The sequence below is a fragment of the Lachnospira intestinalis genome, assembly GCF_040095895.1.
In the GTDB taxonomy this organism is placed as follows: Bacteria; Bacillota; Clostridia; order Lachnospirales; family Lachnospiraceae; genus Lachnospira; species Lachnospira intestinalis.
In genome coordinates, this window is record NZ_JBBMFS010000023.1 from 1 (window position 1) to 7,807 (window position 7,807).

General features: G+C 42.1%; 7 protein-coding genes and 1 pseudogene. 3 read left to right on the forward strand and 5 right to left on the reverse strand.

Going from position 1 to position 7,807, the window contains the following annotated elements; genetic code table 11:
- Positions 1 to 88 precede the first annotated feature (88 nt).
- From WMO37_RS14705 to WMO37_RS14725, 5 genes and pseudogenes are all read right to left on the reverse strand, one after another.
- The gene (locus WMO37_RS14705) at positions 89 to 487 is read right to left on the reverse strand and encodes an endonuclease/exonuclease/phosphatase family protein (protein WP_227089133.1); all 399 of its coding nucleotides are present in this window, start codon (positions 485 to 487) and stop codon (positions 89 to 91) included.
- Positions 480 to 779 (reverse strand): annotated as a pseudogene (locus WMO37_RS14710) (recombinase family protein); the annotation flags it as partial. The gene WMO37_RS14705 and the pseudogene WMO37_RS14710, both read right to left, overlap by 8 nt.
- A gap of 301 nt (positions 780 to 1,080) precedes the next feature.
- Positions 1,081 to 3,954 carry a hypothetical protein gene (locus tag WMO37_RS14715; protein ID WP_227089132.1) on the reverse strand — a complete coding sequence of 958 codons (2,874 nt, stop codon included), beginning with the start codon at positions 3,952 to 3,954 and terminating at the stop codon, positions 1,081 to 1,083.
- A 536-nt stretch (positions 3,955 to 4,490) separates the two neighbouring features.
- A complete protein-coding gene (locus WMO37_RS14720) occupies positions 4,491 to 4,781 on the reverse strand; it encodes a hypothetical protein (RefSeq protein ID WP_227089130.1) in 291 nt (96 codons plus the stop codon).
- A gap of 10 nt (positions 4,782 to 4,791) precedes the next feature.
- Positions 4,792 to 5,013: a TnpV protein gene (locus WMO37_RS14725; protein WP_330603330.1), complete on the reverse strand. Its 222-nt coding sequence runs from the start codon at positions 5,011 to 5,013 to the stop codon at positions 4,792 to 4,794.
- A 202-nt stretch (positions 5,014 to 5,215) separates the two neighbouring features.
- Here WMO37_RS14725 and WMO37_RS14730 point away from each other — a divergent pair, with 202 nt between their 5' ends.
- The 3 genes from WMO37_RS14730 to WMO37_RS14740 all read left to right on the forward strand — a co-directional run.
- Positions 5,216 to 5,563, forward strand: coding sequence for a helix-turn-helix transcriptional regulator (locus WMO37_RS14730; protein ID WP_117553309.1), 348 nt, complete (start codon positions 5,216 to 5,218; stop codon positions 5,561 to 5,563).
- Positions 5,564 to 5,775: 212 nt separating this feature from the next.
- Positions 5,776 to 6,162 (forward strand): BlaI/MecI/CopY family transcriptional regulator, encoded by a 387-nt coding sequence (locus WMO37_RS14735; protein ID WP_117567708.1) that lies wholly within the window; start codon positions 5,776 to 5,778, stop codon positions 6,160 to 6,162.
- Between the two features lies 1 nt (position 6,163).
- On the forward strand, positions 6,164 to 7,807 hold a 1,644-nt coding region (locus tag WMO37_RS14740; RefSeq protein ID WP_349155396.1), incomplete at its 3' end, for a BlaR1 family beta-lactam sensor/signal transducer.

The window sequence follows — 7,807 nt, forward strand, 5'->3', positions numbered from 1 at the left end:
TATCTCTATTGTACCATGCTTATGTGTATTTGGAATTTCTCATTTTGGCTTGTACTATTTATATTCTAGCACCAATTTGTCTCCAAGTTTAATGTAATTTATCTGCCTCATCTAAACATGATAATTTAAAATATATCGGATAATGGTCTGACACATTATCCTCATTTCTTTCTATCTTAACAATTTTGCATTGATACTTTTTTTTAAGTTCACTACTATCCTTAATTAATACATGGTCAATTGGCGTTTCATACACAAAGCCGTTAGGAAAAACCATTCGTCTTGTCTTTTGCCCGTTACATATATCCGTATATTCCAATATCAGTTTCCTATAATTATTTCTATTATCTTTAAACTTACTATCCTCGCATCTTTTCTTATAATCTCCCGCATTAAAATCTCCTAACATAATATCAGAGAATCCACTTTTCTGTAACCACTTAAGTAATTCATTCGCATTATGTGGATGAACACCAATAATAGACAATTCTGATTGCTTCAGCTTCCGTTTCTTCTATCAAAAGCTGATTATCTTTCAGATAATATCCGTATGGTGCAAATCCGCCATTCCAACCACCTTGCCGTGCCTTTTCCCTCCGTCCATTCATTGTCTGCTCGATGATATTCTCTCTTTCAATTTCTGCAACCGCAGACAAAACAGAGATTAAAAGTTTTCCACTTGTCTGTGACGAGTCAATTCCTTCTTCAATACAAATAAGATTTATTCCATAAGATTGCACAAAGCTCGTTGTATTTCTTCCTGCCACGCTCATCAAGAAGGAACGCCCATTCTCTCTTGAGGTATTTCGGCATACGGGGCATAACGGACACCTCCTTATCGCTGCCTAATTGCCGATTTGCTCCCGAAACGCAGAAACGCCCAAAACCTGACCCCGCTGTATGGTTTCGGGGCGATTTTGGGCGTTTTCTTTCGATATGAGCGGCTTTGTTTTAGCGGCGGTATCCTTACCGTCCGTCATTCACAAGTCGCTGTTTGTCGCTTCCGGGTAACAAAAAAGCGCCGTATTTCTACGACGCTTTTGTCTTGCTCGGAAGCTGGAGCAAGGGAACGCTATTCAATTATCTGTTGTACTTTTTCTTCCTGCTTACAACCGTTGTGCCAATGGCTGCACCGCCGCTGATGAACAACAGGGCAATCCACAGTGCAAGGTTGCTTGTATCGCCGGTCTGCGGACTCTTATCGGATGTTCCCGGTTTGGTACTGGCAGTTTTTTTCTCAAGAGCAGCAATCGCATCTTCGATAGTCTTTGCCATCTTGTCTACTTCGGATTGCTCCGTAATATTTTTACCACGGACAACAGCCTTGACAGCAGCTTCCACACCGGAGAAATCCTTGTAGTCATTCTTGTTTAGTGCATTTGCTTTGGCAATGGCTGCATCAACCTTTGTGTAATCAGCATCCTTGTATTGCAGGGCAGCAATGGCATCTTCAATAGCCTTCGCCATTGCATCAACTTCGGTCTGCTCCGTAAGGTTCTTACCACGGGTCACTGCATTCACAGCGGCTTGCACGCCGGTGAAGTCCTTGTAGTTATCCTTGTTCAGTGCATTTGCTTTGGCAATGGCTGCATCTACCTTTGTGTAATCGGCATCCTTGTATTGCAGGGCAGCAATGGCATCTTCAATAGCCTTCGCCATTGCATCCACTTCGCTCTGTTCAGTGATGTTCTTGTCACGGACAACAGCATTGACAGCAGCTTCCACACCGGAGAAATCCTTGTAGTCATTCTTGTTTAGCGCATTTGCTTTGGCAATGGCTGCATCAACCTTTGTGTAATCAGCATCCTTGTATTGCAGGGCAGCAATGGCATCTTCAATAGCTTTCGCCATTGCATCCACTTCGGTCTGCTCCGTAAGGTTCTTACCACGGGTCACTGCATTCACAGCGGCTTCCACGCCGGTGAAGTCCTTGTAGTTATCCTTGTTCAGTGCATTTGCTTTGGCAATGGCTGCATCTACCTTTGTGTAATCGGCATCCTTGTATTGCAGGGCAGCAATGGCATCTTCAATAGCCTTCGCCATTGCATCAACTTCGCTCTGTTCAGTGATATTCTTGTCACGGACAACAGCATTGACAGCAGTTTCTACAGCAGAGAAGTCCTTGTAGTTGTCCTTGTTCAGTGCATTTGCCTTGGCAATGGCTGCATCAACCTTTGTGTAATCAGCATCCTTGTATTGCAGGGCAGCAATGGCATCTTCAATAGTCTTCGCCATTGCATCAACTTCGCTCTGTTCAGTGATATTCTTGTCACGGACAACAGCATTGACGGCAGCTTCCACACCGGAGAAATCCTTGTAGTCATTCTTGTTTAGTGCATTTGCTTTGGCAATGGCTGCATCAACCTTTGTGTAATCAGCATCCTTGTATTGCAGGGCGGCAATGGCATCTTCAATAGCCTTCGCCATTGCATCAACTTCGCTCTGTTCAGTGATGTTCTTGTCACGGACAACAGCATTGACAGCAGCTTCCACACCGGAGAAATCCTTGTAGTCATTCTTGTTTAGCGCATTTGCTTTGGCAATGGCTGCATCAACCTTTGTGTAATCAGCATCCTTGTATTGCAGGGCAGCAATGGCATCTTCAATAGCCTTTGCCATTGCATCAACCTCTGTTTGCTGGGCTTTGCTTTTTGCTCGGTCAACAGAGTTAATGGAATCTTCTACCGCAGAATAATTTGTATAAAGGCTGCTATCAAGAGCCGTTGCCCTTGCGATGGCTGCATCGACAGCTGTGTAATCAGCGGGAATGTTATTGTCATCCCACACAAAAGTTGGATGACCGATTCTGGCAACCCATTCAACGCCCGCACCGGCATTAGTCTGAAGGCCAGTGAGAACATCTGCGGAGGTAAAGTCTGTGATGGCAGTACCTTGTTCTTCGTTACTTTGTCCTCCTACATACGCAAGCGGAGACGGGTCATATGCTTTCTCGTCATTCGGCCAATAGCAATTTTCTACTGTGCCGCCGAGGGCATAAGCTACCCAGCAGGTGTTAACTTCTTCTGTTACGGAATCTCTGCCAATATCCTTAGTAACGACCATGCAATTCTTGACAGTTGCAGTGTCGGCATATCCAACAATTCCGCCAACGGCAGCCAGAATAGAATTGACAACAATTTTGCCGCCGAACCAGCAATCTGTGACTGTTAAATTGCCATCAAATCTTGCACCAACAATACCACCAATGGTATCCGGTGGTAAATACTGCGGATCTGTATAATACCCCTCGGAATTCGTGAAATTGCCTGTAAGCGTTGCAGTAGAATAGCAACCGGAAATGGTGCAGCCCTGCACGGTAACACCAACGATACCGCCAATATTCTTTTCTATTTTGGTGCCGCTGTAAATACTGCCGGATGTCCAGCAGTTCGTGATTTTGGACTTACCCATCCAGTCAACTAAAATACCTTTACCTGCGGCACTGTTATCTTTAGGATCAATCCAGATTTCAGCGTTTGCAACACCAAGGTTTTTAACTTCTCCGTTGTAAACACTGCCGAACAGAGCATTTCTAAGTAAATTATGGGACTCATCCGCGCCCTCAATGTATGATTCATGAGAGTAGAGATTTGAGATCACATGACCCTGTCCGTCAAATACACCACAAAAACTGTATTCAGGGTAATCCCCGCCGAGGACAGTACCAATCGAAATCCATTCATGTCCGGATAAATCAAGGTCATTTTCCAAATAGAAAGTTTTCCCTGCAAAATTTGTAGTTCCGGGGTCAGTATTCACCAGCTGTGCCAAACCTGCAAGCTGTTCTGCCGTTGAAATATGATATTCCGAAGCGTCAGGCGCACTCGTATACCAGCTCGTGTCTGCCGAGCCGTCCCAATTATCTACTGAAGTTCCTTCAGCAAACGCTGTCATCGGAACAAGTGCCATCACAAGGCACAACGCAAGCAAAAGGCTTAGAAGTTTCTTCTTCATTTTCATTCCTCCAAAATAATTCTATCCGCTATTTTCTTCCTCCGACAGCGGACACGCCGAAGAAGATAGAAGGTTTAACCGGAAAAGCTCGATTTGCCGGTCGTGGTTAGGACTTCAATATCAAACCACCATCCTTCCGGCAAACGCAAAAAGCCGAAGCCAAGGCATAATGCGCCCTGTCTCCGGCAACTGGTTCGTTATAAATTGTATGAAATAAGACTTGACACGCTGAAAAAACGGCGCTATGCTCCTGCCGATCCAAGCCGATCCAAGCCGACAATAATTGTCGCATTTCCGTTTGCCATAGTCAAGTCCTCCTTCCATAATTTCTAAGGCAAAAGGATATGAATTCCCCCACCCCATAGATATACAAAAGTATTTTAGCAGATTTTCCCCAAAATCTCAAGTAGTTTTCAGAATATTGCTCTCATCTTTTTCTCAAAGCATTGCCTTCTTCCATTACTCACGGAACTTTATGACTTCTTGAATACTACCCGAAAAGGAAAAGCCGCCGTCTGTGACAACGACTTTTCTCTTTAGCGGGTAAACCATATCAGCAGTTCGTTTAAGGCATCCACCGCACCGTGTCTTTCTGCCTGTATCTCTCGGTTTCGCCACTCTATAAGGCAATGTCGAATTACTCTGATTTCTACCGGCTCAAAAGAGATTTTCTTCTTCCGTCCCGGCTTCATTGCTTCTGCAATGTCGCACAGGCGAAGGGCGAGGGCGTCAATCTGACCGTTGGTTTCTGCGTCATAGCTCCTGTGCTGCTGTATTAAGCCGTTTATCAGCACCCTCACCTCATAATCGTCCAGCTTGACCTTCATAGCCGTCCTCCTAACAGTAAATCAAATCGTTTGCAACGCTTTCCATAGCAGCACTACGTATGTTGTTCATCCTCTGCACCCACAGCATTTGATTTTCCGCTTTGAGGGCTTCCGTTATGCCCTCTTTTTCGGAAAGCTGCTTTACCAGCCGAGAAAACATTGCTTCTGCCTGCTCGTTGAGGTCTGCAAGGTAATCGTTCAGCTTGCCGGTAGTCAGCAGCTCGGCATACAAGGCTTTCCAGCAGCCAATCGTACTCTTTAACGATAGCTCTCTGAAAAGCCTTTTATTTACTACATATTTTTTACTTCTTAGGGTTCACCTTTGACATCAAAACTACAGTCTCCACATGTACTGTACTCCATATTCGCTCTGTATTCTAACGCAATTCACTCCTGTCGATGTGTAATGTAAACTACTATCGAGGTGAATTACAATGCAGGATATAAAACAAAATCTTGCCAACGCAGTACGTGAAGCCCGTACAGAACTCGGTCTTTCACAGGAAAAGCTGGCAGAAATTCTTAATCTAGATCAACGCACTATATTGAACATCGAAGCCGGACGTGGTAATCCGAAATTTGAGAAACTGTATCCATTGATTACATATCTTAAGATACCAGCAGATAAGATTTTCTATCCGGATAGCAACGACCAGAAGCCAAATCTTCAGAAGCTCCTTACCTTAATAAATGATTGCACGGAACAGGAAGCAAATGATTTGTTACCTATGGTTCGTTATTTGCTTGAATTACTGCGAAAACAAGATAACCCTACTCTTTGATAAACCAATAGAATCTATTTGACACTATTGGTTTTCTTATTTTCAATTATTTTTGCTTATATTTTTTCTCCTCTCTAAAATCTTACTTGTGTAATATTTTAATTATTACACAAGTAAGATTTTAAATCAACCTGTTTGTTTGAATTGACAGCAGAAAAATTAGAACTTATAATATTTTTATTACAACCGTAAGATTTTAGGAGGGATTTTAAATGAGTGACTTGCCGCAGATTTCCGAAGCTGAATATGAAGTTATGAAAATCGTATGGAAACATGCTCCAATTAACACCAATGAAATAACAGAAAAATTACTGCAGTCCACAAGCTGGAGTCCTAAAACGATACAAACACTTATTAAACGTCTTGTTACTAAAGGTGTACTCACTTATGAAAAACAAAGTCGTGTTTTCGTTTATACTCCATTAGTAAAAGAAAGTGAATATATTTGCCAAGAAAGTAATTCCTTTCTTAATCGTTATTATGACGGGGATATTACAGCTATGTTATCTGCATACATAGAAAATGACAAACTGACAGAACCAGAAATAGAAACGCTTCGCTCTCTTCTATCCAAGAGAGGAAAAAAAGGAGGCGATTAACATGGCTAATTTCATGATACGCTTTTTATTATGCAATGTATTGATCAGCGGTATCATCGGAATTCTTTTGATAGCCAAATGGGTATTCAGAAACAACTTGTCCAGCCGGATGCAGTATAATCTGTGGTTGCTGTTACTCGGACTTTTAGCAGTACCTTTTATGCCCTTCCGTCTAGTTAGTTTCCCGCAAATTTTCTCATGGCTCAGTAGCGTACAAAACTCCACCACTTCTCATGCCGATGTTGGTACAAATAATGTTATGAATACCGATTTATCTGGTACTACAAATTGGATGAATGACTTTGCCCTTTCTGTAAACCATGACACATCATCCGTTACCGGGTACATTTTATTGAGTATTTGGATTGTGGGAATGCTTGTGATGATGATATTGGTAATCAAATCTTCTCTTCGTTTACGCACTATAAAGAGATCTGCACTTCCCCTTCAGAATCCGAAAGTTCGCAGACTGTATAACAGATGTTTGAATGAGATGAAAATAATAAGGAATATTCCTGTGTACAGTACCGCTTTTTTGAAATCCCCTATTATTGTAAGATTTTTGAAGCCATGTATTTATCTGCCAATTCATTTAATCTCAGATTATCATGAATCTGATATGAGATATATGCTATTGCATGAACTGCAACACTACAGACATAAGGATGCCATTGCCAATTATCTTATGAACTTTGCCGGAGTGCTTTATTGGTTTAACCCCTTTGTCTGGTTTGCACTAAGAGAAATGCGTAACGACAGAGAAGTTGCCTGTGACACTTCTGTTCTAAAAATGCTTGAAGAGGACGATTATGAGGATTACGGAAATACGCTGATTAACTTTATAGAAAAGGTCTCCTTTTCTCCTTTTCCTTTTGCCGCCAACCTTAGCGGAAACATGAAACAAATGAAGCGTCGCATTATCAACATTGCCTCTTATGAGAAACCAACGTTTTGCAAGAAATTAAAAGGCATGACTGCTTTTATACTGACCACAGTTCTAATAATGGGACTTACACCTTTTATTTCTACATATGCAGCGGACGAAAGTCGCTACCAATGGAAATCTTCCTCAGAAAATATTTCATATGTAGATTTTTCTAAATACTTTGGAAAATACGAAGGAAGCTTTGTTTTATACGATCTTAGAAATGATGTCTGGAGCATACATGATATAAAACATGCTACGCTACGAGTTGCACCGGATTCCACTTACAAGATATATGATGCTTTATTTGGATTGGAAGAAGGTGTCATTACACCACAGGATTCTTTTATTGCATGGAATGGAGAAAACTATCCGTTTGAAGCATGGAACGCTGATCAGACCTTGCAGTCTGCTATGGCTTCATCTGTGAACTGGTACTTCCAATCAGTGGACGAACAACTTGGTACTACTTCCGTTTACGATTATATCAAGGAAATCGGATATGGAAATAAGAACATGAGCGGTGATTTCTCCACCTATTGGATGGAGTCTTCCTTGAAAATTTCTCCAATAGAGCAAGTCGAACTTTTAACCCAGCTGCAGAATAACAACTTTGGATTTGCTCCTGAAAACATCAATGCAGTAAAAGATTCCATCTGCCTTTCTTCTTCCGATGCCGGAACATTCTACGGAAAGACCGGAACCGGACGTGTGGATGGC